The following is a 25,895-nucleotide window of genomic DNA, read 5'->3' on the forward strand; positions in this document are numbered from 1 at the left end:
TTATCTAAATGATTTAATGGTTTATTGTCTCTGTGATAGTAAGAACCTCTTAACAATGTACACGGAGTCGTAACAAAAATCGACTAATATTTCGCTATTGTTTGAATATATTTTTTATTGGATAGCAGTGCTTTATCGTCATTTAAGGACAGGTGTTAAGTGGGTGTAGTCGTTGTACTCTTGAGAAGATTTACAGCTAAAATATACTGACTAAAGAGCCGCTATAAAAAGTAAGAGTCGTTATATAGACATGGTGCTATAGCAAGTGAAAAGTCAGGAAAGTCAGGAAAGTCTTGAACATACAACAATACGATTGAAAAATAACAGGATGCCAGAGGACAAGGTCGTTTAAATGACAGGATTGAATGTTTTTTCCAAAGAAAATGATTGAATAGTAAAATATTGCGGAGGAAGTAACCCTTATGAGGCGTAAACTTGTTAAAATAGGGCACCAATTTATCTATTGATGGACATCGATTTATGACCACTGCCGCTGCCACTCCTACAATCAAAGAAGATCGCATCTTAATCCTCGATTTTGGCTCGCAATACAGTCAGTTAATCGCCCGCCGTGTGCGCGATTCTGGGGTGTTTTGTGAGATGTTCCCTTATGACATCGATACTCAGCGCATCATCGATTTTGGTGCAAAAGGCGTCATCTTATCAGGTGGTCCTGAGAGCGTTCATGCTGAAAACAGCCCACGTATCAACGATGCAGTGTTTGAGCTAGGCGTGCCCGTATTAGGTATCTGCTACGGTATGCAAGCGATGGCAGATCGTTTCGGCGGGCAGGTTCATGCTAGTGATATTCATGAGTTTGGAGCCGCGACCATTGATGTCACTGGTCATTCACAGCTCACTGACGGTATCGAAGACAGCAAGACTGACGGCGCGGCTGCTAAGCTAAACGTTTGGATGAGTCATGGCGATAAAGTCATCGAAGCGCCTGAAGGCTTCGATATCATCGCCAGCACGCCAAGCTGTCCGATTGCAATTATGGCCAATGATGACAAGCAATACTACGGTCTACAGTTCCATCCAGAAGTCACGCATACGCTACAAGGTCAAGAGTTGCTGGGTCGTTTTGTCCATCAAATCTGCGAGTGCGCAGGTGAGTGGACGCCAGACAATATCGCTGATATGCGTATCGCACAGCTAAAAGAGCAAATCGGTGACAAGCAGGTATTGCTAGGTCTATCGGGCGGTGTCGACAGTTCAGTCGTTGCCGCGCTATTGCATAAAGCAATCGGTGATCAGCTGACTTGTGTGTTTGTTGATAATGGTCTATTGCGTCTGCACGAAGGCGACCAAGTGATGCAAATCTTTGCCGAAAACATGGGTGTAAAAGTCATCCGTGTTGATGCTGAAGATTTGTTCTTAGATGCGCTAGCAGGCGAGTCTGATCCAGAGAAAAAACGCAAAATCATCGGCAAGACATTCATCGACGTATTCGCTGATAGCGCGCGTCAAGTGAGCGAGCAGAGCGATGGTAAAGTCGTTGAGTTCTTGGCACAGGGTACGATTTATCCAGACGTTATCGAATCTGCTAAGTCGCATCAAGGCAAAGCCCACGTGATTAAGAGCCATCATAACGTTGGCGGTTTGCCAGATGACTTGGCATTCAAACTGATTGAGCCGTTACGTGATTTATTCAAAGATGAAGTGCGCAAGCTTGGTATCACATTGGGCCTACCAGCCAAAATGATCTATCGTCATCCGTTCCCAGGTCCAGGTTTGGGCGTGCGTATCCTTGGTGAAGTCAAAAAAGAATATGCTGATATCCTGCGTTTGGCTGATGCTATCTTTATGCAAGAGCTTGAGCGTTCAGGCTGGTATGACAAGACGGCACAAGCATTTGCGGTCTTCCAACCTATTAAGTCTGTCGGCGTAGTCGGTGATGGTCGCCGCTATGCGTGGGTAATCGCGCTACGTGCGGTTGAGACGGTAGACTTTATGACGGCTCGCTTTGCACATCTGCCGTATGATCTGATCGAGACGGTATCGAACCGTATCATGAATGAAATCGCTGACGTATCACGCGTGACTTATGATGTGTCGAGCAAGCCACCTGCAACGATTGAGTGGGAGTAGTCCGTTTAAGTATTCTAAACAGTAACGGTGTTAACCGAGCGCAGATGTACAAACACGTACTATCTGCGCTCGGTTGCCTTGTTACCATCTTAGACTACGTAAACTTATCTAAATAGCTTTTCAAAGTAGCTTTTTTGAATTGATATACAGCTTGTCGTAAATAAAAAAGCACTCAACTTAGTTGGGTGCTTTTTTTTGTTGTTACAAGTACCTTATTGGTTTAGACGAGCTTCGATAGCAATAACTGTATCTATTAATCTACTGTTAAACTCTAAATGATCTAGAGAGTAGTGAGCTTTTCGATGACATATAGGACACAACGCGATAACGTTTTGAGGTAAGTCTGCCCCACCGTCTGCCAACCTAGTTAAGTGATGGACTTCAAGGTAAGGTCCAGACTTAGTTTCAAATGGAGCTATCTCGTTACACCCTTCGCATATGCCGTTAGCTCTTTTCTTAGCATAAAGCTTAATTGCTCTACTACGGTTTTGGATAGACTGAATTTTTTCTTGTGTACTTCCTTGGGTTGGTGTTGAACTTAAAGCAATCTCTCGTAGTTTTTGTAATGACTGGCCTTTGCTAGGCTTAGTAACGTACATCGCTTTAGGTGATTCAACTATTTTGGAATTTAGAGTGTGAGCTGCATCAATATTTCGATTGTTAACTATATCTAGATGGAAAATGATAGCCTCACGAAGATTACCATTTCTATCTGGTCGCTTTTCAATATGATGAAAAACATAATTGCATGTTCCTAAAAGCCGTACATAACCTCGTGATGTAGATTCAAAGAGTAGGATTTCTTTATTGTTTTTTTGATGATCGCGAATAGCTAAATTACCTTTAGACATTTTCATGTCACCCTCTTGTCCTTCACCTGTGTATTTAAAGGTACCATTAGGATCGAAATCGTCAATATATCCATACTCGCTACCAGAATCACCTGTAAATATAAATATATATGGATGAGCGGCAGGAGTAGCTATACCACCATATTGTTGGCCCTTATATTTACCGTGTATATCAGCACGCCTATTATAAATTTCTCCTATCTCAAACAATTTAACTTCCTTATTACTAATACTCTATGAAGATATTATAGTAAACTTAAGTTTGTTAAAGTCAATTCATGTTTTTCGACTTTTTATCCTAAGTCTCAATATGAACGAATTTTCCATTGTATATATGCCAAAAAAAGCGGTGCTCTTTTAGATAAAGAGCACCGCTACTATTTATAAAATTCGACCTTAAGCTAAAATCCTAACCCTTCACATTTACTACATAACGCCCAACCACTTTGCTAGACATAAAGCGATCTAAGTATTCTGGCGTTTGCTCTAGCGTAATCTCTTCACCATAGCTCTCAATATTAGGCAATTTCATATCGGTGGCGACACGTTGCCAAATCGCTTCTTTATCAGCCAACGGGATATAGACCGAGTCGATACCCAATAGTGACACGGCACGAGTGATAAATGGCATGACCGTCATGGAGAACTCAGCACCACCTGCTAGACCACAATTGGTCACTGCGCCGCCCGCTTTGGTTTGCTTGAGCAAGTTAGATAGATACTCACCGCCGAGGGTATCGATAGCGTTTGCCCACAGCTCAAGGCCGACAGGTTTTTTACCGATTTCATTGATGGTATCGCGATGACGGACTTCGCTTGCACCCACTTCTTTTAGATGATCGCTCTGCTCTGGCTTACCTGAGAACGCAATCACCTCGTAGCCGAGCTGCTTTAAGATAGCGATACTGATCGTACCGACGCCACCTGTTGCCCCAGTGACAGCAACTGGACCATCACTTGGTTTTGCGCCCATTTTCTCTAGTTTTTGGACACTGAGTGCTGCGGTCAGTCCGCCTGTACCATAGGTCATCGCTTCTTTTAGCGTCAGCGTCTCTGGACACGCCAGCGCCCAATCTGCTGGGATAGAGATCATTTGACCCAGACCGCCGTCGGTATTCATACCGAGATCATAGCCGAATACCAATACTTCTTGCCCTACGCTAAACGTGCCTGACTTATCACTGACGACCACGCCCGCTGCGTCGATACCAGGGGTATGTGGATATTCTCTCGTGATTCGCTTGTTGCCTGACGCCGACATTGCATCTTTGAAGTTCAATGATGAGTAGTGTACTTCAATGAGTAGGTCGTTCTCTGGTAGGTCGCTGACACTACGCTCTTGGATACTTTTTTTAAATTCACCGTCGCTGGTTTCTTCGACGACGAGTGCTTTGAATGTTGTGTTGTTTGACATGGTTATATCCTTATTCGGTTTTATTATGGGTACTTATTGATGATGGTGTAGCAACTATACTAGCGCCGCACTATGGTTAGAGACGTCTGGTCAAAGCAAAAAAGCCCACAGTATTATCTGACGAGTAATACGAGCGGGCTCTTTTGGATGTCATGTTACCTCTCTAGAGGACAGTCATTGTAAGGGTAATATATTGCTTACGGTTTTAAAATAACCTTGCCTTTTTTGCTTGATTGTACTTTTCCAGAGACGGCAGTTGTGATGTCATCCAGACTATAGATGGCTTCGATAGGGAGTTTTAGGTCGCCATTAGAAGCGCGCTCTAGTAGCTCATCGATCAGACGTTGTTTGTTATCGAGATCCATTTCTTGACTGGTTTTGCTGCCCCAGAACCCTTTTACCACCGCTTGTTTAAAGATCAAGCTACCAGCGTCTAGTGCCATTGGCTTGCCTGACATGATACCAAATGAGACCAGCGTGCCTTTGCTACCCAGTAGTGATAGCAGCTCATTGCTTGAATCACCGCCGACCGAGTCAACGGCTGCGGTAATCTTGTCATCACCGATGATGGCGCGGACTTGGTCTTTCCAATCATCGTCAGCGGTGACGACGTTGTTTTTAATATCGAGTGCAGTCAGCTCTTCAAGCGACTCTTTACTACGCACCAGATTGATGGTATTCACGCCGCGCGCAGCAGCGAGCATGGCTAGTGTCTTACCGACTGCGCCATTTGCAGCGTTATGAATAATCCATTGACCGCTATCGACTTCTAAGAACTCTAATAGCATCAAGGCAGACAATGGCATAGCAATCAGCTGGGCTGCTAGCTCGTCTTTGATACTGTCAGGTATGACAAATACCATATCAGCAGGGGCGACAAAATACTCGGCCCATGTCTCATGTACACTAGCGCACGCTACTCGCTGACCGACACTGAGATCTGTGACGTCGTCGCCGACAGCATCGATGATACCTAGCGCTTCACTACCACCGATGGCTGGCATCTCAGGCTTATAGCCGTATTGACCACTGACGGTTAGCAGGTCATGGTTGTGAATAGGGGAGAGAATGGTTTTGATGCGGACTTCGTTGGCAGCAGGCTGCGGCATGGGACTGTCGCCCACGCTTAATACGTCGGAGGGTTTACCAAAACTGTTATGAATAGCACTACGCATGATGATTTCCTTTGCTTATTTATGATTTTATTTATAAGTATATTAAGAGTCTGAATAACCAGCTAAAACATGATGTTATCAAGGTTATTCACCAATATTTTTTTGTTCGAGTGAAAACAATACCACGATAATGATAAATATAGGCCATCGATTCACAAAGATACTATACTTGAAAAAGGATACTATACTTAAAAATAGACTGGTCGTCTAGACAGTGGATACATTCGTGCTAAATGGATTTTATTATAGAAAGCTTGGCTTACATCGGTAATATTTTTGTCTGCTACATTATGGTCTAATAAAACTCAATACGACTGAGGACATGCTCTTGTATCATATAGGCACAGATATACGCGCTCGGCCACGCAAAGATAAAGGCCAGTCCCCAAGAGTGCATCAATTCTGCAAAAAAGCCATCAACGTAGCCTACTTTTACCAATAATAGCGCTGACGAGATGATAAGCGACATCATCATCGCCATCAGACCTGTAAAGATAAGGCGATAGAGCTTGCGGCGGATGCGTATTCTGATAGTGGGGAAGTTTGTCATAGTGTTCGGTGTCCTACAGGATGGTAGCAAATAGCGACGCTCAGCCTATGATGCTGGCGTATGGTATACATCTACGGTAATTAACAAACGTAGCCGACAGGATAGTTGGCTACGAGCGCACATGATACGCCTCAAAAATGAGTAGGTAAAATCGTTATTATTAATGGTAGTAATCGTTGTATATTGATTACAAGGGTTTTGTGTTGAGCAAAATAGCATTGGTGTAAACGCGCACACTATATATAGCCAGCGTTGCTACGATAATTGGCGATGAGCCAGACGATAAAATACCTAGGAGAGTGACATGGCAGATCAACAACAGCGAGATTTTGAACAACGAACATTGGGCATCATCGGCGGTATGAGCTGGGAGAGCACCGAGAGCTATTATCGCCTGATTAATGAAGGCATCAAACATCAGCTTGGCGGACTACATTCAGCAGACTTGATGATCTATAGCGTGGATTTTGCAGCGATCAATGAGTTACAAGAGCAAGGTCAATGGGATGAGCTGGGTACGATCATGGCTAGCAGCACTCAGCGTTTGCAAGCAGCTGGCGTGCAAGGAATCATGATCGCCTCCAATACGATGCATAAATTGTTTGATAACGTAGCAGCTGTCACAGCGCTGCCGTTGATTCATATCGCTGATGCGACTATCGAGGCTATCAAAAAGCAAAACCTGACCACAGTAGTACTACTCGGTACGCAGTTTACGATGACTCAGGACTTTTATAAGCAGCATCTGATCGATGCAGGCTTGCAAGTGCTGATACCAGAGCAGGATGCAAGAGTAGAGGTACACCGTGTCATCAAAAAAGAGCTGTGTGTCGGTGAGTTTAAAGACAGCTCACGAGAATATTATCGTCAAGTGATTAAGGACTTGGCTGCGCAAGGAGCAGAAGGCGTGATATTAGGCTGTACAGAGATTGGTCTACTTATCAAAGAAACCGATAGCCCGATTCCTGTATTTGATACCACTGCTATCCATGCTGCGGCTGCGGTAGAGTTTTTGTTAAATCAATAAAGGCAGTGGAAAAGGCTAGAGCACAAAAGGGTGGCATAAATAAGTGTTGTGCAACTCATTTACTGATAACTAATAAGGATGTTTTGATGTCATTGATGCGTATATGTTTTCCTCTTTTCTTGGCTTTGTCTGTTGCCAGTTGTACAACGCCTAATAGTTTCACCGTTGCCACAACCCAAAAAATCATCCAACACGAGCGCAATAAGTCTGATCTGACCACTAAGGTATTTACACTGGCGTCAGGTGAGCAGCTGACGTATGCCGAAAACAACAATACCGCTGCTGAGCCTTTATTGTTGATTCATGGGTTTGGTAGTAACAAAGACAGCTTTACGCGTGTTGCAAGCGAGCTTGGAGACTATCACCTCATTATCCCAGACCTACTAGGATTTGGTGACTCAAGCAAGCCCGATAGTGCAGACTATCGCGCAGATGCACAGGCTCAGCGCTTACATGAGTTGATGCAAGCGAAGGGCACCGCTTCAAACCTTCATCTAGGTGGTAACTCAATGGGCGGTGCTATCAGCGTGGCATATGCAGCAAAGTATCCAACCGATATCAAAAGTCTTTGGCTCATCGACAGTGCAGGATTTTGGTCAGCAGGTGTCCCAAAATCACTAGAAAATGCCACGCTTGAGAACAACCCACTATTGATCAATAAAACAGAAGATTTCTACAAGCTGTATGAGTTTGTCATGTACAAACCGCCTTATCTGCCCAAAACAGTGCAAGCAGTCTTTGCCCAAGAGCGTATTGAAAATAAAGCGCTACATGCCAACATTCTTGAGCAAATCGTGGTAGACAATGTCGAGACACGTGCCGCAGTCGTCGCAAAATATAATCTCCCAACGCTGGTCGTTTGGGGCGAAGAAGACCGAGTTATCAAACCTGAAACCACAAAGTTGATCAAAGAAATCATCCCACAGGCGCAAGTCATTATGATGCCTAAGGTTGGCCATGTGCCGATGGTCGAGGCGGTAGATCAGACGGCTGAGGATTATAAAGGGTTTCGCGACCGGCTAAAAAGTAAGTAAACCTATAGCTGTTTTACCAACCGTTCAAGCAGGTCAAGTGTGCTTTCTTGTTTGACTAAAGCTACCCCTTGTCCTGCCCATAATGATAGATGTTCTGCATCAAGACTATGAGTAGCATGCGCGCGCATAGACTTAGTCATAGCATTGAGTTGCGGGTAGGGTGGTAGCACATCCGTGTTCTCAAACTGAGCAAAATCACGTAGATAATCGTTTAATAAACCACGAGCGAGCTTACCTGAAAACAATCGAGTTAAGCGTGTCTCACTACTGCGTAACCCTTGCCTGGCATCAATGAGAGCTTGTTTATACGTGTCATTAATACCGCACTGATCTGTGGTCAAAAACGCTGTTCCCAGTTGCGCAAGCTCAGCACCAGCGGCTTGTACTGCCTTGATATCTTGTGCTGTCATGATGCCACCTGCTGCAATCAACGGAATCTCTGTGCATGCGCGCGTTTGGCTAATCAGTGTCAGCAATCCCAAAGGATCGGTTTCGCTTTGTGGCAACCAGCCACCGCGATGACCGCCAGCTTCTGCCCCTTGTACACAGACCGCATCAGCACCAATCTCGCTCCATGCTTTGGCTTCTAATGGATGATTTGCCGTACCGATGACGCATGTGCCGAGACTTTGCAGACGCTGAACTTGCTCAGCACTGATAAGACCAAAGGTAAAACTGGCAACAGGCACAGGGTTGTCATAGAGTACTTGTAGCTGATCTGTGAAATTTTGAGCAGGGCGTTCAGGTAATTCGGCGACTATGCCATTCTCTTGATAGTACTCACTTAGCCAAGCAGGTATAGCGGTATCAAAAATGTTCGAATCATACTCGGAGAGCACCATCAGATTAATCATAAAAGGACGGTCGGTCAGGGTCTTAATCGTATTGATTTGGCTATTCAAAACATCTGGTGCGGTCATGCCAGATCCCAATGAGCCCAACCCACCAAAGTTACTTACCGTCGCTGCCAGTTCAGGTGTGGTTGCGCCTGCCATCGGTGCTTGGATGATCGGGTAGGTTAAGTTTAGAGTATCAAGTAAGCTCATGAATGGCTCCTTTTTATTAGGATATTTGCATGGCTTACTGTAGCAGAGGAAGGCAGTGCGCGTGTTAGATAGTGTTTATTTAGTTTCTGAATGAAGAGGTGAGTTTTGACTACAAAGTTGTAGTTAAAGTAGTTGGCTATAAAACTGTAGTTGAAGCTTGTTAATACATATACTTGAGATTACTAAACACCTAGTCAAAGAAAGTTGGAAATAACTAATGAATAAAATATCTTCAATTACTCGACGCGATATATTTGATTCTATTCAGATAGGAAGTATCGATTGGGCTGGAAGGTTAGATGAAACCACATTTTTATCCAGACTTTATGATTTAGAAAGCCTCTCTTCAACTGATAGTAGGTATCCAAATGCTAAAGGTGATATTTGGCAGCATATATTTAATAACCACGATTGGGATGACGACTGGGTTTTTTATGATAGTAGGTTCAATTTGCTAGATTGCAACGATAATATCTTTCTGGATTTCTTGTGTCATATGATACATCCAGTAGTAAGAACAGATAGAGAAGAAGTAAAAATGCTTCTTGATATCTTCAATAAAATTCTAAGTCATGACGATTTTGAAATTGTCGAAGCAGTTCATATTTTTAATAGACCAACTTTTAGTGGAAGAAAAAAATTTACTGGCAAAGCTTCTATAGAAAAAAAAGGTAATGAGATTAAAATCATTTTTAACGCTGATTACGTTTCTCAGCAGATTAATTTAATGGAATCATCAATTGAGACTTCACCTTATCAAGCGATAGGAGTAGCGAAGGAGTTGATTGAAACTGCTTGTAAATCAATCTTTAAAAGTAGGCAAGAAGAATATAATAAAAACTGGGACTTATCTAAATTAATGAGAGAAACTACTAAACTACTCAAAATTACGCCTGATGATATATCTAACGAAGCAAAAGCGGCGAGGTCAATAAGACAGATTCTAGGTAGTTTATCCGCTGTTATCCAAGGCATTGCAGAAGTTAGAAACGAATATGGCAGTGGTCACGGTAAAGATAGTGAATTTAAAGGGTTACAACCTAGGCACGCTAAGTTAGCAGTTGGAGCATCATCTACCTTGGCTATATACTTACTGGAGACTCATGAAATGAGAAAAGATGATTAAAATTTGTCTTTTGAAGGAGTTTTACCAACTTAGAAAGTAAAAGAGCCAATTATCCAAGCCACCAAAAAGATGACCAAGAAAACTGACCCATTCTTATAACTTGGCTTCTTAATTTTTGCTATTAATTCAACTGCAGCGACCCTTTTGCATTCATCAGCAGCTCAACCACATCATCACCGCTAATCACTTCAAAGCGTTTATCGATATCTGATTCCTCGACTCCGCCATGTTTCATGCAGGCACCGCAGACCAGTACTTGTCCGCCTTTTTCAATAAAGGTCTCAAGCAACTCGTCAGCGGGCTCAAACGGATCGCCAATATCGACACCGTCTAGCGCGTTCGGTTTTGCCAGATGTACCGCATCTACCATGAGTATAACAGTAGCAGAGTGGCCTTTTTTGAGTGCTACGCCAGCCATAGTAAAGGCTAGGGTGATCTTGCTTGGATTTGTTTCGCTATTATCAAATAACGTACCGACAAAATCCGTCATGTTAGCCATATTATTCTCCTTATAGGACTATTTTTGGGTGAGTCAAATATAATACTCACTATTATCCTAACATTTATTATATGTATTTATATAATGACTTGTTATGGAATAGTAGTCATAAGGTGACTTGTTTGTGACGTGACTTTGACTTGTCTGTAATGTGCTTTTTCATGGCTTTGACGTGCTTTTAATCAATGTTCAGCAGCGCCACTTTTAGCTAAGTGGTCTATTCATTATTATTATATCTGTTACCAATCTGCCCATTATTCCGTTGGCGGCCATGGACGATCAGCATCGCTTTTAATCCATTCAGCCACGTAACCCGTTGGCGGTAGTTCCCAGTCAGACTGTCCTAATGCTGCCAGCACCTGTGCCGTGTCTATTACCCGTCCACCTTTGGTCACACCTGTACGCAGTAATCCAGACGAGCAAGGCTTGCCCTTGACCCACATGGATTGCTCGATATAGAGCCAGCGCGCATCGATACCGACAATTTTGGTCTTTAGCGTGACTTTGTCAAAGGCGCGAATACGCTTACGGTATTGGATAGTACTGCCAGCGATGACCAAACCCCAACGCTGTTTTAGGAGCTGGTTGCCAAGACCCGTCCGTACCGCAAAGTCCATACGACCCAAGTCATATAGCGTGAATACGCGACCGTTATTCATTTCCAAAAAGTTATCGATATCGGATAAGCGGCAGCGAAACTGAATCTCACTGGTGTCTTTGAACGTCAGTGTGTCACCCCGTTTTGCTTTTATGGCAGCATGAGCGATGGTAGCGGCATAGCGGATAAATGGATACATAGAACACTCTCAAAAGTTTGTAAACGTTGGCGTTATTATTTTGTCATTGATGACACTGGTGTCATTGATTATTTATCGTTAGAGACTACATCTTGAGAAGGCTCGCTAATGGAAGCCAAACCAATCCAATTAAAATAAGCACTAACCGTTTCAGGTATCCAGTTAATATCGAATTTTGAAATCTTAGACTTTTTAGCACTGGTGACAGACGGTTTGCTTTTGGCATGAGCACTGTCTGAACGATAGCGCAGATAACCGATATGTCCACCGTGTTCTGTATCCAATATAGTGACGCTATCAGAAACATCGTTTGGCGTCGCGGTAAAGCCAATGAAAGGATCGTCTTTTGCACTAATTAACAGTAGAGGCTTGGTGACATTGATCAAGTAAGGTAGGGCAGACGAAGAGTGGTAATAGTGATTGTTGGAGCGGTAGCCATGACGGGGCGCGGTAAAGATATCATCGAAGTCGCTGATACGATTGACGGCTTTGATAGCATCAATTTCTTCTTTGGTGATGTCGTTCGCCAACGCTTTTTTGATAATTGGATTGAGCAGATAAGGCGTATAGATACGATGACTCAAAAAGCTGTGCATAGTAATGGCAGCCGATGACATATCGACGGGAGCAGAGATGACTGCCGCGCCTTTGCAAATGGCTTCGTCACCATACTCGCCCATATATTTCGCTAGTGCGTTACCACCAAGTGACACGCCAGCCGCATAGATATTGGCATACTGTGCACGTAAGTTCTGTAGCGCGTGATGCACCTCATTGGTATCACCGGCATTATAAAAAACTCGTCCATTAGCTGGAATACCGCCACAACTACGAAAGTGCACCACTACAAAATGCCAGCCTTGCGCGTGCATCTGGTAAGCCAATGCGCGAGCATAGTGACTGTCACTGCTGCCCTCCATGCCGTGGAATAGGACAATCAACGGTGTTTGCTCAAGTGATCCATCAGTCGATGAATTTATAGGATGCGCATCATAAAAGTCGTAAGCAATATCGGTTTCACTTAAGGAATCTTGCATCACCACACGGCGATACGTTGGTGCTTTGGGCGCAAAAAATTTAGGCAAGATGCTCTGCAAATGAGGGTTGGTCAGCCAAAATGGTGGCTTAAAGGGAGCTGGAGAAAAAGGTGTGGTCGAGGTGGACATATAAGGATCTTATTTAAGGAGGGTTAAAAAGTAATGTTTTTTATCATAACGCCAGTGCCTACGAAAACCAATGATTTTCAGTGAACGCATGCTTACTGAAAAACAGCTACTGAAAGTAGTTGTTCCAAAGCATTTTCTAAAAGCAGCTATGGAATACAGAGACTGAAAGCAGCAGTTGAAAAAAGCGACTAACAATAAAGCTGTCTAAACTAACGGACGAGAGCAGTTAATCCGATCTTTTAATTTTTTGGCTGATTCAACACGCGACCATCCATTGCCAGACGCTCTTTTAAATTCTCAATATCTGCCTCAGCAAGGGTTGCGCTCAAAATAACTTGTTTGCTGTATGCGACATCATCAACACGCCCACCAAGACTCTCTATGATATAGCGGCATTGTGCCTCAGTCGCAAACGTCGCCAGCACCTGCACTTGTGCCATCGGTACATAGGGGCTCAATATCATCTCATCAACAGCTGCTTGTGCCGCGCCTGCATAAGCACGAGTAAGACCGCCAGCACCTAATTTGATACCACCAAAATAACGCACCACGATGATAATCACGTTGCCGATGGACTTGTGTTGCAGAACATTTAATATCGGCCTGCCAGCCGTACCGCTTGGTTCACTATCATCATCGAACCCTGCACTAGTGGTGTTGTCAGGGTCACCAACGATATATGCCCAGCAAAAATGACGGGCATCAGGGTACTGCTCGCGTAGTTGTTCCACGTGAAACATAGCTTGCTCGCGGGCGGTCACAGGATAGGCATAAGCAATAAACTCGGACTTTTTGATTTCTAGGCGCGCGGTAACCGCACGTTTTAGCGTTTGATAGCTCATATTTCATCAGGCTTAGGTTGGATATGTTAAACTGGTCTGACTGTCACTGGCTTTTATATTGGGCGCAGTGTTCATTCAATTTTTCATTATAGTACCATTTCTAACCATCGAAGATAACGAGGCGCTCACGGCTGAGAGCTGGCATCGTTAATTTCTGATTTAGGGCTGGTATCATAAAACCGATGGTAGTCATAGTATGCGTTTAGATAAATTTATTAGTAAAGCCACCGAGCTGTCGCGCAAAGAATCAAAAAAGATCATGCACGCCGGCGAAATCACTGTGAACGATCAAGTGGTCAAAGACCCTGGTCTACATGTCGATATCGTCAATGACGATGTGATGTGGGCAGGCGAGCCGCTGTCAGTGGCTACTGGCAATCGCTATATCTTGTTGTATAAGCCTGAGGGCTTTGAATGTACATTAAAAGCTAAAGAGTATCCAATCGTCACCGAGCTGATTGCGGTACCAGAACTGGGTAGCTTGCGTATTGCGGGACGTCTCGACGTCGATACCACCGGCGCACTGCTCATGAGTGATGATGGTGGCTGGCTACACCGCGTCACTAGCCCCAAGCACGAGCATGCCAAGGTGTACGAGCTGACCTTGGCAGATGCGATGGATAGCGATTCACAAGAGAAAGCTGTGAAAAAAGTCGCCGAAGGGATTCTATTAGAGGGAGATTTTGAGCCAACCAAGCCTGCTGTTCTAGAATTCATTGATGAGACTCATGCACGCCTGACACTAGAGCAGGGTAAGTATCATCAGGTCAAACGCATGATGGGCTATTTTGGCAATAGAGTCACTGAATTGCACCGCGCTAGTATCGGTCATATCAATTTAGACGGTTTGGAAAAAGGTGATAGCCGCTTCTTAACACCAGAAGAAGTTGCCAAGTTCTAGTTATAGACTGGATTTACTCTTCGCACTATCATTTTTAGACCATTGTTGTACAACTCATGAGCAGCCGCGACACCGTGTGCTGCTTTTTGCTGTCCGCTGTTTTTGTTTACCGTTTTCATCCACGGTGCTTGTGTTGCCTATCTCTTAAGATTAGGTAGCAGTTTTGCGATTTGGGCCATTTATCACTTTGCAAAACCAACCTATGTGCTACAGTTATTTTTATTTGTAGCATGACTTGTCTATTATCACTTGCCGAGTCGGATTTGCTCAGTATGCCTGAGTCGTAAAAGCAATCATTATCGAAAAAATATCATTATCGAAAAACTATCGCTATCAAAAAACGGTCATTATCAAAAACCAGATAGGAACCCTTCAGTGACATTATCTGTATTAAAACCTGCCAGCCTAATCGGCGTTATATTGCTAGCAACCACTGCTTGCGCTCAGCCAAGCTCCGCAGATGCTAGCAGTGCTCAGTTAAGCAACAATAGCCAAAGCGCAAAAACAGCCAAAGCGGTAAGTACGGCTATCGATCAGCGCTTGCGCCAAGTATTGACCCAAGCAGGTATCAAAACGCAAATTACCTCTATCGTGCCTTCCAACTTACCTAATATGTATCAAGTAAACTTGGCAGGGCAGTTGCCGTTGCACATCACTGAAGATGGTAGATATGTCATCCAAGGTGAGCTGCAAAAGAATCCAAGCAAGCGGGTAGTGACCAAAACACCAGCACGTAGCACGAGTGCGCAGGTAGGCAAACCTGTCAGTGCTAGCGTCAAATCTGACATGCTAGCAAATATGGCAGCGCTGAAAAACATGAGTGCTAAAACGCCATTCTTTTATACTGCCGTACCGGGCGTGATTTGGGGAGCAACGCTAGAAGGTGTGCCGTTTTTACTATCAGATGATGCACAGTACATTACTGATGGTGAAATATCAGTGATCGAAAACGGTCAATTTATCGGGCTCGATGAGAATTTTGAAAAGCGCAAAAATCAGTCTGTATTTGCGACATTGGATAACAGCCAGTTGATTACTTATCCAGCGACTAGCCCTGAGAAAGCCGTTATCTATGTGGCAGATGATGTGAACTGCCCTTACTGCCGCCGATTGCATCAGCAAGTACCATCGCTCAATGCAAAAGGCGTGACGGTCAATATCATCGGCTATCCAATATATGAAGCATCACCTGAGCAAATGCGGGGTATCTGGTGTCAAGCTGATGAAGACAGTCGTCGTCAAGCATTTGATAAGGCGATGCTACAAGGTCAGATGACACCTGCATCCTCAAGTTGTACCGTCGATCATGTCACGCCCAATCGTGAAAAAGCCGCGGGACTCGCGGTAATGGCAACGCCAGCCATTTACCGTGAAGATGGTGTGCTATATCAAGCGAGTTTTGAAAGCCCTGAGTTCTTAGAGTTTCTGGGCATAGAGTAACGACGTCAGCGTCATACAACATTCATAATTCATGTAGCCCCGCACTTCAAGCAAACAAAAAACCGCCTTATGACGCTACGCATAAGGCGGTTTTTTTGTTTTATATACTAGTAGTTCGAATACCATGGTTTAAGGGCTATAGTTTGAACGCTATAGTTTTAAGATCGTTGGCTGTCAAAAATAGTTATGGCAGCACCACATCCACAATTTTCCATCCAATCAAACCTTCACGCTGCATCTCGATAGTAAGTGGATAGCCTTTCACTTGACCACTAACATCGAAGCAATTGATACCGCAATAGCTCAATGTTGGTTTTTCGCTATCATTGCCTTGGGCGGCCTGCTGCTCAAGCTCAGCCGCTTGTTTTTTCATGACTTGCTGCATTTGGATTTTGACCACAGCATCTACGTCGCCGCGTTGAATAATTAAGCTTTGAATAAGGTTTTTTAGATCAACCTGATCACTAGCGATGGCCCATGCAGCAGCCAGCTCTTTGGTGGCTGTGTTGGCCTGGCCTTGGGTATTGATGAGTTTCTCGATGTTTTGCGGGGTGATGGCACCGTCGACGGCTTGCGTAATAAAGCCATTTGCCGCTTGGGTAAGTGGCTCACCACCCAGCTCAGCGATCAGCGGGTACTTGGTCAGGGTCGTTGCAAATTGACCAGTCAGCTGGTTTTGAATACTTGGTCGTACCTGCTCATAATCAATAGCCGCTGCGATAGTGGCCCCATCTTTATCATCATAAGCGTTTTTGAGCTGATAGGCGCTGTAGTAAGGGGAGCCTGCATAGACGACTACCGCAATGATGATCAATAAGAAAATCAGCTTTTTCATAAGACTTGGCACCTTGTTGCATGTTGTCGCAAACGTTGTCGCTATAGATATAAATGACGGTAGATATGGCGGTAAATATTAGCACGACTGGACATTACTTCGGTACGAAAAGCTGTGTAGCAACCTTAATAAATCGTGTATATCGCGATTTAACAGCGCTAACTATGAATTTGATGGCTTAAGCGCTTGATAAATCAGCAGACCATCTCCATAAATAGCGCAAACTTTTTATAATTGATTTGGCTAAGCGGCCCCACCAAACTTGCTCGTCGCATCCACTTGTTATTAGCCCGTGATATCGTTGTTTGTTATGTTTCATATGAAACCTGATGATGTAATCACGTATGAATAAAGAGCTAATGAGCAACGTTAATCAGTCAACGAGCTGGCGGTACTGCGAAGACGATAGGAGAAACCATGAGTAAACGCGATTTTTATGAAGTATTAGGTGTCAGCAAAACCGCTGATAGCAAGGAAATTAAGCGAGCCTACCGCAAGCTTGCTATGAAATACCATCCAGATCGCAACTCTGATGACCCTGACTCTGATGACAAATTCAAAGAAGCGTCGATGGCTTATGAAGTGCTAAGTGACGAAGAAAAGCGCTCAGCCTATGACCGCATGGGTCACGCTGCTTTTGAGAATGGTATGGGCGGCGGCGGTTTTGGTGGTGCAGGCGGTGGCAACTTCCAAGACATCTTTGGCGATATCTTTGGCAACTTTGGCGATATTTTTGGTCAATCACGTGGTGGCGGCGGTGGACGTTCACGTCGAGGCTCAGACTTACGCTATGTCATTGAGCTGACATTAGAAGAAGCGGTACGTGGCTGCAAAAAAGAAATCAGCTTCACCGCACCAGCGCCCTGTGATACCTGTGATGGTAAAGGCGCAAAAAACGCCTCTGATGTCGTGACCTGTCAAATGTGTCATGGTCAAGGTCAAGTGCGTATGCAGCAAGGCTTCTTTGCAGTGCAGCAGGCTTGCCCGCAGTGTGGTGGCTCTGGTAAACAGATCAAAAACCCATGTCCTGACTGTCATGGTAATGGCGTCAAAGACAAATCACGCACACTAGAAGTGTCTATCCCAGCAGGCGTCGATGATGGTGACCGCGTTCGCCTAGCAGGAGAAGGTGAGGCGGGCGGTGCAGGTGTACAGAACGGTGATCTGTATGTCGAAGTACGTGTCAAACAACACAATGTCTTTACCCGCCAAGGCGCTGACCTATACATGGACGTACCTGTTAGCATCACCGATGCAGCATTAGGTAAAGAAGTTGAAATCCCAACCTTAGATGGCAAAGTAAAGATCAAAGTCGCAGAAGGTACACAAAGTGGTAAATTGCTGCGTGTACGCGGCAAAGGCGTGACGCCAGTACGCACCACAATGAAAGGTGATTTGATCTGCCGCGTTGTCATCGAGACACCTGTCAACTTGACACGTGAGCAAAAAGATCTGTTACGTCAATTCCAAGATACTTTGGATGATGACAGCAAACATCAGCAGTCACCACACAAAAAATCATTCTTTAAAAAAATCGGCGATTTATTCGATTAAAAAATAGTCTGACTAAGTAGCTAGTACTAAACTAAGCCCAAAGGTTTCACATGAAACCTTTGGGCTTTTTCTTGTGCTGATAAAAAACCACTCAGGTAATGATATTTGCTAAACTTACGATAAATGATATTCACAATAATCCCAGTAAATATAAAGTATTTAAGGTAGAGAGATGAATCAACAAACAAATGAGCAAGCCATCAAAGTTGGTGTGATCGGTGCAGGTGGTCGTATGGGCCGCATGCTTATCGAAGCCGTACAGAACAATTCAAAAACTATGCTTAATGCCGCGATTGAGCGCCAAGGATCTAGTCTCGTCGGTGCTGATGCAGGAGAGGTTGCTGCTATCGGATGTTTAGAGGTACAGATTGTTGATAACCTAGAGACTGTGATTAACGACATCGATGTGCTGATTGATTTTAGTCTGCCTGATGCGACCGAGCAAAATATGCAAGTCTGTGCTGAGCACAAGGTGGCAATGGTTATCGGTACGACTGGGTTCAATGAAGCCCAAGAGCAAGTACTAGCAAAAGCAAGCGAAGCAATCGCCATCGTGTATGCTGGCAACTATTCGACGGGCGTAAATTTATCATTAAAACTACTTGGCATGGCCGCAAAGGCATTTGGTGCTGATGCTGATGTAGAAATCATCGAAGCACATCATAAGCATAAGATTGATGCGCCATCTGGGACAGCCTATATGATGGCAGAGGCTGTCGCCGACGCCCGCGGACAAAATCTAAAAGATGTTGCTGTCTATGGCCGCGAAGGACAAACGGGCGAGCGTGAAACAGGAACCATCGGTATACATGCCGTACGCGGCGGCGAGATCGTGGGTGACCATACCGTAATGTTTATCGCAGATGGTGAGGTGGTTGAGATCACCCATCGCGCACGAGAGCGCATGACGTTTGCCGCAGGTGCTGTACGTGCCGCGACGTGGGTAACCGAGCAAGCAGTTGGACAGTACAATATGCAAGACGTGCTGGGTCTAAATGAGTAGACGTGATCACTGAGGATTTAAAGAAACAATGGCTTAAACAGACAGTGGTTTAAATAGACAGGGATTTAAACAAACAGAGACATACAGGTTTTAAGACTGAAAGAGACGAGGCCGCAAACAACAAGGAGAATGCCTGTGAGTAATATCAAACGCTATACAACGTATAAGCTGGTTGGTGCGATTTCTATAGCCAATATTGCTCGCAGTGCATGCCTTCCTGTATTTGCACTCAGTCTAGCTGTCCTACCTATTGCAGTACAAGCCAATAGCACTCAAACCTATGTGATTGATACTTACGGTGGCGAGGCACTATTGACCCCTGTTAGACAACAATTGAATAGCACCGCTGATGGTGGTACGGCAAGTGTGTATCAGGACAAGCTGATACTGAGAACCACACCTCGCAATTATCAAATGATACAGCAGCTACTCAGCCAGATTGATCGTCAGCCGCAAGCGCTCACCGTTGCGGTACGTGTTGGGAATATTCAGGACAGTCAGAGTAGCACTCAGCAGGGTCAGGTCATCATTACCAATCGCGGTATCCAAGGGTCAGGGATTATCAACCAGCGTCGCAGCCAGCAGCAAAGCAATAATCTATACCAAGTACAAACGCTATCTGGCAGCGCGGCCAGTATCAGTACAGGCACGCTCTACTCACTCTACAATACTAATATTTATTCAAGCCATACCCGACCCTCAAGACAAATCATTATCCAGAATCAAGTATTGCTACCGACTAGCAGAGGCATCGCTGTTTTACCAAGGCTACTGTCAAACGGACAGGTTGAGGTCACACTATCTCAAGTTGAAGAAACATTAGCTAAAAACGGAGTTGCACAATCCCATTCGCCTTATCGTCAAAATAGTTATGACAATAATATGGTCGATGCTCAAAGATTGAACAGTACGCTCATTGTGCCACGTGGACAATGGGTGACGATTGGTCAAATCTCACAAACCTCAATCAGTAGCGGCAGTCGAACGTCTAGTAGCAATAATAACGCACCGATTGCTTTATTGGTTCAATAGCTTCTAAATCAAACAGCCAACCACAAAAAAAGCGCGGTGCTGTGATTGATCTATAATCAATAGCGCCGCGCTTTTTTATGGACAACAGGTTTGAAGGCTAGTCAATATAAACCACTTCGAGCGGCGGAAAACCGTTGAACTCTACTGATGAGTAAGAGTTGGTATAAGCACCAGTGGTGAGCCAGTAGATTTTGTCACCAATCTCAAGCTCTTGAGGCAGCTGATAACCAGCTTCTTCGTACATAATGTCGGTTGAGTCACAGGTTGGGCCTGCCAGTACGACGGTACCTTCGCTGGTTGAAGTTTCCATCTTAGGCGTATAGACAGGATACTTGATGGCTTCGCCTAGCGTCTCGATCAAACCTTGGAATAGACCGACATCCGTGTATACCCAGCGGGTCAAATCGGTATCTGATTTGCGCGAGATAAGCACGACATCACTGACCAGCACACCTGAGCCACCAACCAATGAACGACCTGGCTCCAAGATGATTTCAGGCATCTCTTCAGCGTTGTAGTCATCGGTTAAGTAACTGGTAATCTCTTCGGCATAAACCTTGATCGGGTTGACTTCACTGATATAGTTGGTTGGGAAACCGCCGCCCAGATTGATCATCTGTAGCTTGATGTCTTCTTCGTTTTTCATCCAATCAAACATATATTTGACCTTGGCCAATGCATCATCCCATGCAGCCACGTCTTTTTGTTGACTGCCTACATGGAATGAGATGCCATACGGTACCAAACCCAGCTCGCGTGCTTGAACCAACAAATCAATGGCCATATTAGGGTGACAGCCAAACTTGCGCGATAGTGGCCACTCTGCGGTCTCTGAACCCTGAACCAAAATACGAACAAACACTCTAGAGCCTGGGGCATGTTTGGCAATATTTTTGAGATCAGCTTCTGAGTCGGTAGCGTATAGATCGATACCCTTTTCAAAAGCGTATTTGACGTGTTCGGCTTTTTTGATGGTATTACCATAAGAGATGCGAGAAGGCTCAACACCGCAGTCTAGCACTCGATCAAGCTCATAGATTGACGCGCAGTCAAAGTTTGAACCAAGCTTTGCTAATAAGTTGATGACTTCTACCGCAGGGCTGGCCTTCATTGCATAGTGCAATTTGGCAGTCGGAAATAGACTGACCATTTCGTGGTACTTTGTTTCTATGCGACTAAGGTCTACCACCAGAAATGGGGTCTCACGACCTTCGGCAGCTTTGGTAAATTTCTGCCAGCTGGCAGGTTCAAAATATTGGTCGATTTTGATCATTGTCATAGTAATAAACCTTTAGTAAAAACAATACCCAACAAAAAACGTCGCCACACCGTGAATGTTATAGAGTCACAGTTACGTTAGGCGAGACGATATTAAGGATAAGAAATTTAAGAGTTGAGGGTTTGTGCTTGCTTGTCAGCCGCCTGAGCTTCTTGTTTTTCACGTATTTTGACGACTTTACGAACTTTATCACGCGCACGAGTTTGCTTTAGACGAGAGAGGTAATCGACGAATATCACACCATTTAGATGATCCATTTCATGCTGGATACAGACAGCAAGTAAGCCTTCTACTTCTTCATCAATGACGTTACCCTCACCATCCAAAGCCTCGATGCGTACCTTGGTAGGACGTTCTACTTTGTCATAGACGTCGGGCACAGATAGGCAGCCTTCTTCATAGGGTTTTTTGTCATCTACCAAGGGCGTGACTTTTGGATTGATGAATACTCTAGGAGCAGTTTTGTCTTCAGACAAGTCCATGACGATAAGCTGAATGTGACGATCGACTTGGCTAGCAGCAAGGCCAATACCTTGAGCATCATACATCGTCTCGATCATGTCAGCGATTAAGGTTTTGATTTCAGCTGTCACTTCCTTGACAGGTTTGGCAATCGTGCGCAAACGCGGGTCTGGGTAACTTAAGATAGGGAGTAGTGCCATAACGCTCACCTCAATGATAGGGACAAAATAGGGTTGATATTATAAGATAAATGGGGACAAAAGTAATGCTTATCAATACTTTCCCGTTCATATTAGGTTCTATGAGTCTATAGAATAGAGAGGTTGATGTTTGGTGATACAAAAAAACCTCGCTTGTTGCGAGGCTTCTTTGAGTGTTTCGTGTGACTGCTAACTATGTGCAGCAATTATGCACGGCGTTTGTTTACAATCATTTCATACAAGAATAGCAAGATAATGGCACCGATTACTGAGAAGATAAGACCAGTGAAGCCACCATCCGCATTAATACCAATCAAGCCTGCAATGAAGCCACCTAGCATAGCACCGACGATACCTAATACAATCGTCATGATCCAACCCATAGGGTCACTACCTGGCTTGATAGCACGTGCCAATAAACCTGCGACTAGACCTACGATAATCATCCAAATAAAGCTCATGTTATTCTCCTAAATTATTAATATTTATAATATGTCGTTAATTTGATGACTCCATTGTAAACAGTCCTCAGACACAAAAGTAAGCACGAAATGTTACCTGTGTAGGGGCTATGTGAGAAAAAAGTCTGATTTGCTATTACGTACGGGTAATAAGTAAACGAAAGGTTACAAAGGTAGCCGTGGTGCTAACAGAAAGAAATAATGGCAAGTTACGAGAGAGAAGTGTGTTCAAAAAAGCTTACTTAGAGGCAATTTGTTTAGAATAGCTCATTTAGAAAGGCTCATATAAGTGAACCGGGATAAGTGAACCGGAATAAAAAAACGCAGCTCGTCTACTAAACGGCTGCGCTTTTTATAATAAATACGGGGTCTAATCTTTGGGTAATCGTCTAGTCATTACGCAGTGCAGTGAGCAGACGCTGATGAATGCCCTCAAAACCACCATTGGACATGACGACAATGGCATCGCCTGCCTGTGCATGGGTAGTGATATGTTCGATGATGGTATCGATGCTAGACATCACTTGCTGGTTACCAATAGAGTCACTTTCAGTGCAGGACTGTTCGATGACTTCTTTTAGACCCCATTCTAGTCCCGTAGGCTCGTACCATAACGTATAGTCAGCGAGAGCAGCTGACTCAGCCAAGCTGTCTTGGTGAATACCCATTTTCATCGTATTACTACGCGGTTCGATAATCGCCCAAAGTCGTCTGTCAGCCAGTTTCTTTTTGGCGCCGTCCAAGGTCATTGTAATAGCGGTTGGGTGATGGGCGAAGTCATCAAAAACGAGAATATCGTTTACATCACCGATTAGCTCCATCCGGCGTTTGATACCAGCAAAGGCGGATAATGCAGCGCAAGCAGTAGAAACGCTCACGCCAACGTTGTAGGCTGCTGCAATAGCAACCAAGGCATTGTTGACATTATGAATACCGCTCATCGACCAATTTACGATAGCAGTTGCTTCTTTGTCAGCTGCAAAGCTTACTTGGAACTGACTGCCATCCTCGCGAATAAGCTCAGCTTGCCATTCGCTATTGTCTTTTAGGGTGTCGTCTGTGCTTGAAATAGACGTAGTAGAGTCGATAACCGCCGTACGCCAGATAGGCGTCCAGACCCCTTTTGCTAAGGTGTCCTCTAAACTGATAGTCGCGGCAGGCATGATGATTTTACCTGTGCTTGGAATCATGCGCACCATGTGGTGAAACTGGGTCTGAATAGCATCAAGGTCTGCAAAAATATCAGCATGATCAAACTCTAGGTTGTTCAAGATAGCGGTACGCGGGCGGTAATGGACGAACTTTGAACGTTTATCAAAAAACGCAGAGTCGTACTCGTCGGCTTCAATAACAAAATAACCAGAAGGAACGGTAGTGTCATCGTTTGTTGTTTCTGCGCCCAGATAGCTACTATGCGCAAACACCTTCTGCAAGTGCTCATCAGTCGTATCGACCAATGGCACACCGCCGATCAAAAACCCTGCATCGATACCAGCATAATGCAGTATCCAAGCGAGCATAGTGGTCGTGGTGGTTTTGCCATGAGTACCTGCGACGGCTATCACATGACGGGACTGTAACACTTGCTCGGACAAAAACTGTGGACCTGAGGTATAGCGCAGACCACTATCTAGCATGTACTCGATCACATCCATACCACGTTTCATTGCATTACCAACAACGACTAAGTCTGGCGCTGGTTGCAGATGCTCTACGAGATAACCTTCTTCGATAGTGACGCCAGCATTTTCAAGTTGGGTAGACATAGGAGGGTATACATTGGCATCTGAACCAGTAACAGTATGCCCAAGTTCACGCGCTAACAACGCTAGCGAGCCCATAAAAGTACCACAAATACCAAGGATATGAATATGCATAGACGTTCCGTACGAGCTTGAATAAAGGAGATAGACAGCTAATGAATAATAAGGTTTGGAGTGCTTAGCCGCTATCAGTAAGGATTAGTGCTTTGATCAGGCGTTGCCACTATAGCAGTGTGGCAGAGCAGCAATCATTGTAAAGTAAACGTTGTTCGATGACCAATAAAAAACGCCCAACAAGTAGGCGTTATGTGGCTGAAAAAATATGACTCGTTCAAAAAGATGTTGAATAGGGCTTACCTATTTAAAAAGATAGGTTGTTGATATTGAGTCTATTGATGACTGCTTACGTCGCTTTATTAGTGACTATTTGCGTTGATGATTATTTACGTGACAACGTATAGTCGTTATTGAGATTCTTTTGCTCATCTATCAAAATCAAATGGTTGTCTTGGATGTGATAGGACTCGATGTTCTTGTCTTCGTATACGATGGTGATTTTGTCATTGTCTTGACGATAAACGCCAGATTCAAGCAGAGGGGGTCGCGGTCGTTCTGGATTGTGATAGGTACTGGCTTTCAGTACAGAACCGTCAGCAAATAAGTTCAATGTGACATCAATACTGTCGCAGTCTGCGCAAGGCACCATACCGCCATAATCGCCCATTAATGTTGCTTGCAGTGTACTGCTGTTCGATTTTGAATACAGTGTCGATGGTTTTATCTTTGCATCATTATTTGATTGGGCAGCGGCAATAAGCGATTGCCCTTCGGTAGACTCGCTCAAGTTACTATTGGCATCTGATAGGGAGGTGCCGTCACTCTCTTCTGGCTCGTTTTGCGGTTCAGTCGTATCCGATGTATTGACAGAGCCAATTTTGGTCATCATGTCTTGGTCAGCATTAGATGAGGCGCTATCACAACTGGCCAACAACGCACACAGCGGTATCGCCAACAAAGGTAGACGCCAGCGTTTGATAATAGTAAGTGTAGTAGAGCGAATGGGTGCAAGAGATATCATTGTCATACCAAAAACAGTTTTTAAATAGTGTTTCTAAAAAATCACCCTTACTATCGAAACCCCAAACCATTGACAATATAATGCCGTTATCGAAACTAATCGACATTGGGGAATACAAGTTTAACGATAAAATAAACTTAGGAACTTGAGAACGTCATCTGCTCATCGAGATGCAGATAGCCTGTCGTTCTAAAGCAATTGAGCTATAAGGGCTAACGACTAATGGAATAAGCTGTATAAAGATATCAAAGGGTTAGGAATATCTCTGT

The 25,895-nt window shown here is 44.3% G+C and carries 24 protein-coding genes; 9 read left to right on the forward strand and 15 right to left on the reverse strand.

From position 1 onward, the window contains the following. Nucleotides 1-480 precede the first annotated feature (480 nt). Complete coding sequence (guaA, locus tag AC5JPY_RS07820) at nt 481-2,091, forward strand: glutamine-hydrolyzing GMP synthase (protein WP_443524948.1); 1,611 nt, start codon at nt 481-483, stop codon at nt 2,089-2,091. A 212-nt stretch (nt 2,092-2,303) separates the two neighbouring features. Here the strand turns inward: guaA and AC5JPY_RS07825 are convergent, their stop codons facing one another. The 4 genes from AC5JPY_RS07825 to AC5JPY_RS07840 all read right to left on the reverse strand — a co-directional run bounded on the left by AC5JPY_RS07825 (nt 2,304) and on the right by AC5JPY_RS07840 (nt 6,081). Continuing rightward, nucleotides 2,304-3,152 (reverse strand): HNH endonuclease, encoded by an 849-nt coding sequence (locus tag AC5JPY_RS07825; RefSeq protein ID WP_443524950.1) that lies wholly within the window; start codon nt 3,150-3,152, stop codon nt 2,304-2,306. A 199-nt stretch (nt 3,153-3,351) separates the two neighbouring features. Continuing rightward, nucleotides 3,352-4,356, reverse strand: coding sequence for a YhdH/YhfP family quinone oxidoreductase (locus AC5JPY_RS07830; RefSeq protein WP_443524951.1), 1,005 nt, complete (start codon nt 4,354-4,356; stop codon nt 3,352-3,354). Between the two features lie 197 nt (nt 4,357-4,553). Beyond that, on the reverse strand, nt 4,554-5,531 hold the full coding sequence (locus AC5JPY_RS07835) for a zinc-binding dehydrogenase (RefSeq protein WP_443524952.1): 978 nt from the start codon (nt 5,529-5,531) through the stop codon (nt 4,554-4,556). 295 nt (nt 5,532-5,826) lie between these two features. Continuing rightward, entirely contained in the window at nt 5,827-6,081 is a 255-nt protein-coding gene (locus AC5JPY_RS07840) for a DUF2798 domain-containing protein (RefSeq protein ID WP_319050797.1), read from the reverse strand. 304 nt (nt 6,082-6,385) lie between these two features. On the opposite strand from AC5JPY_RS07840, the gene AC5JPY_RS07845 reads away from it, so the two are divergent. After that, on the forward strand, nt 6,386-7,108 hold the full coding sequence (locus AC5JPY_RS07845) for an aspartate/glutamate racemase family protein (protein ID WP_443524954.1): 723 nt from the start codon (nt 6,386-6,388) through the stop codon (nt 7,106-7,108). A gap of 86 nt (nt 7,109-7,194) precedes the next feature. Next, nucleotides 7,195-8,142, forward strand: a complete 948-nt coding sequence (locus AC5JPY_RS07850) for an alpha/beta fold hydrolase (RefSeq protein WP_443524956.1) — start codon at nt 7,195-7,197, stop codon at nt 8,140-8,142. A gap of 2 nt (nt 8,143-8,144) precedes the next feature. Here AC5JPY_RS07850 and AC5JPY_RS07855 read toward each other — a convergent pair whose 3' ends face one another. Beyond that, nucleotides 8,145-9,188, reverse strand: coding sequence for an NAD(P)H-dependent flavin oxidoreductase (locus AC5JPY_RS07855; protein ID WP_443524958.1), 1,044 nt, complete (start codon nt 9,186-9,188; stop codon nt 8,145-8,147). A gap of 217 nt (nt 9,189-9,405) precedes the next feature. Between AC5JPY_RS07855 and AC5JPY_RS07860 the strand changes: the two genes are divergently transcribed. Then, a complete protein-coding gene (locus AC5JPY_RS07860) occupies nt 9,406-10,314 on the forward strand; it encodes an abortive infection family protein (RefSeq protein WP_443524960.1) in 909 nt (302 codons plus the stop codon). Nucleotides 10,315-10,435: 121 nt separating this feature from the next. Here AC5JPY_RS07860 and AC5JPY_RS07865 read toward each other — a convergent pair whose 3' ends face one another. From AC5JPY_RS07865 to AC5JPY_RS07880, 4 genes are all read right to left on the reverse strand, one after another. Next, on the reverse strand, nt 10,436-10,813 hold the full coding sequence (locus AC5JPY_RS07865) for a DsrE family protein (protein WP_443524962.1): 378 nt from the start codon (nt 10,811-10,813) through the stop codon (nt 10,436-10,438). 254 nt (nt 10,814-11,067) lie between these two features. Beyond that, nucleotides 11,068-11,610, reverse strand: a complete 543-nt coding sequence (locus AC5JPY_RS07870) for an acyl-CoA thioesterase (protein ID WP_443524964.1) — start codon at nt 11,608-11,610, stop codon at nt 11,068-11,070. A 68-nt stretch (nt 11,611-11,678) separates the two neighbouring features. Beyond that, nucleotides 11,679-12,776, reverse strand: a complete 1,098-nt coding sequence (locus AC5JPY_RS07875) for a YheT family hydrolase (protein WP_443524966.1) — start codon at nt 12,774-12,776, stop codon at nt 11,679-11,681. A gap of 239 nt (nt 12,777-13,015) precedes the next feature. Further along, nucleotides 13,016-13,618 carry an IMPACT family protein gene (locus tag AC5JPY_RS07880; RefSeq protein ID WP_443524967.1) on the reverse strand — a complete coding sequence of 201 codons (603 nt, stop codon included), beginning with the start codon at nt 13,616-13,618 and terminating at the stop codon, nt 13,016-13,018. 196 nt (nt 13,619-13,814) lie between these two features. Between AC5JPY_RS07880 and AC5JPY_RS07885 the strand changes: the two genes are divergently transcribed. Together AC5JPY_RS07885 and AC5JPY_RS07890 are read left to right on the forward strand one after the other, a co-directional pair. Further along, on the forward strand, nt 13,815-14,519 hold the full coding sequence (locus tag AC5JPY_RS07885; RefSeq protein WP_443524968.1) for a pseudouridine synthase: 705 nt from the start codon (nt 13,815-13,817) through the stop codon (nt 14,517-14,519). Between the two features lie 375 nt (nt 14,520-14,894). Next, complete coding sequence (locus AC5JPY_RS07890) at nt 14,895-15,959, forward strand: disulfide isomerase DsbC N-terminal domain-containing protein (protein ID WP_443524969.1); 1,065 nt, start codon at nt 14,895-14,897, stop codon at nt 15,957-15,959. A gap of 184 nt (nt 15,960-16,143) precedes the next feature. On the opposite strand, the gene AC5JPY_RS07895 is transcribed toward AC5JPY_RS07890, so the two are convergent. Then, the gene (locus AC5JPY_RS07895; protein ID WP_443524970.1) at nt 16,144-16,794 is read right to left on the reverse strand and encodes a DUF2939 domain-containing protein; all 651 of its coding nucleotides are present in this window, start codon (nt 16,792-16,794) and stop codon (nt 16,144-16,146) included. 417 nt (nt 16,795-17,211) lie between these two features. On the opposite strand from AC5JPY_RS07895, the gene dnaJ reads away from it, so the two are divergent. From dnaJ to AC5JPY_RS07910, 3 genes are all read left to right on the forward strand, one after another. Next, on the forward strand, nt 17,212-18,348 hold the full coding sequence (gene dnaJ, locus AC5JPY_RS07900) for a molecular chaperone DnaJ (protein WP_319050784.1): 1,137 nt from the start codon (nt 17,212-17,214) through the stop codon (nt 18,346-18,348). A 172-nt stretch (nt 18,349-18,520) separates the two neighbouring features. Continuing rightward, nucleotides 18,521-19,351 carry a 4-hydroxy-tetrahydrodipicolinate reductase gene (gene dapB / locus AC5JPY_RS07905; protein WP_443524971.1) on the forward strand — a complete coding sequence of 277 codons (831 nt, stop codon included), beginning with the start codon at nt 18,521-18,523 and terminating at the stop codon, nt 19,349-19,351. 135 nt (nt 19,352-19,486) lie between these two features. Continuing rightward, a complete protein-coding gene (locus AC5JPY_RS07910) occupies nt 19,487-20,383 on the forward strand; it encodes a hypothetical protein (protein ID WP_443524972.1) in 897 nt (298 codons plus the stop codon). A 97-nt stretch (nt 20,384-20,480) separates the two neighbouring features. Here AC5JPY_RS07910 and AC5JPY_RS07915 read toward each other — a convergent pair whose 3' ends face one another. From AC5JPY_RS07915 to AC5JPY_RS07935, 5 genes are all read right to left on the reverse strand, one after another. Beyond that, on the reverse strand, nt 20,481-21,656 hold the full coding sequence (locus AC5JPY_RS07915) for a type III PLP-dependent enzyme (RefSeq protein ID WP_319050873.1): 1,176 nt from the start codon (nt 21,654-21,656) through the stop codon (nt 20,481-20,483). Nucleotides 21,657-21,769: 113 nt separating this feature from the next. Then, nucleotides 21,770-22,324, reverse strand: a complete 555-nt coding sequence (gene def / locus AC5JPY_RS07920) for a peptide deformylase (protein ID WP_319050781.1) — start codon at nt 22,322-22,324, stop codon at nt 21,770-21,772. 206 nt (nt 22,325-22,530) lie between these two features. Beyond that, nucleotides 22,531-22,785 (reverse strand): GlsB/YeaQ/YmgE family stress response membrane protein, encoded by a 255-nt coding sequence (locus AC5JPY_RS07925; protein ID WP_319050780.1) that lies wholly within the window; start codon nt 22,783-22,785, stop codon nt 22,531-22,533. 389 nt (nt 22,786-23,174) lie between these two features. Then, nucleotides 23,175-24,662, reverse strand: a complete 1,488-nt coding sequence (gene mpl / locus AC5JPY_RS07930; protein ID WP_443524975.1) for a UDP-N-acetylmuramate:L-alanyl-gamma-D-glutamyl-meso-diaminopimelate ligase — start codon at nt 24,660-24,662, stop codon at nt 23,175-23,177. 325 nt (nt 24,663-24,987) lie between these two features. After that, entirely contained in the window at nt 24,988-25,632 is a 645-nt protein-coding gene (locus AC5JPY_RS07935) for a copper resistance protein NlpE N-terminal domain-containing protein (protein ID WP_443524976.1), read from the reverse strand. Nucleotides 25,633-25,895 lie beyond the last annotated feature (263 nt).

The sequence above is a fragment of the Psychrobacter sp. H27 genome (assembly GCF_059072655.1).